The organism is Nocardioides sp. CPCC 206348, assembly GCF_048654705.1.
Classification (GTDB): domain Bacteria; phylum Actinomycetota; class Actinomycetes; order Propionibacteriales; family Nocardioidaceae; genus Nocardioides.
In genome coordinates this window covers 4,465-5,152 of sequence record NZ_JBMCZA010000208.1, presented here as the reverse complement: position 1 = coordinate 5,152, position 688 = coordinate 4,465, and the positions used below count along the sequence as shown (strand labels likewise).

Annotated in this window: 1 protein-coding gene; it reads right to left on the bottom strand. The window is 71.5% G+C overall.

All coding sequences use genetic code 11. From position 1 onward, the window contains the following. On the bottom strand, positions 1 to 595 hold a 595-nt coding region (locus ACOADB_RS20510), incomplete at its 3' end, for a hypothetical protein (protein WP_378602786.1). Between the last annotated feature and the right edge of the window lie 93 nt (positions 596 to 688).

The window sequence follows — 688 nt, the reverse complement described above, 5'->3', positions numbered from 1 at the left end:
CCGCCGAGAGGAGGGCGGCCTCGTCGGTCAGGTCGTCGCCGGGCTCGGCGAGGTAGCGCCAGTCCGCGACAACGGCGTTCACGCTGGCGTTGCCGGCGTCGGCCAGTTGTACGGCGACGGTCTCCGGGCGACCCTTCTCCCCCGGAACCACCGTGATCGTCGCGTCCTTGCCGAACTGTCCGTCGAACCTCTCGACCTCGAGCTCACGCGCCAGCGCCATCGACGCACCGACGCTGATGGCGTGGGTGCGGGGACCGATGCGGCCCCCGATGACGGTGTCGACACCGGTGTCGGTGTCAGCCCCGGTGTTGGCCAGGGTCACCTGGATCGTCACCTTCGACTCGCCGGCGAAGTCCTCCAGCGCACCGGCGACCGCCGTGATCTCCTCGCTCGTCGCGTCGCCCTCGATCTCCACGTCGACGTCACAGCGCTTGCTGAACTCGTGCGTGAAGCAGTGCACGTCGTGGTTCGCAACGGCCAGCCCGCCGAGGGCGGAGTCGAGCTCGTCGAGCTGGACCGGGTCCTCGCCCGCGCAGCCGCTCAGCCCCAGACCGGTCAGCAGCAACGCGCTCCCGAGCACGCGCGCTGCGGTCACCGGGTGACGCCGTACTTGCCCAGCTCGAGGCGGGCCACCATGCCGAGGTGGACCTCGTCGGGGCCGTCGGCGAGCCGCAGCGCGCGGGCGTTG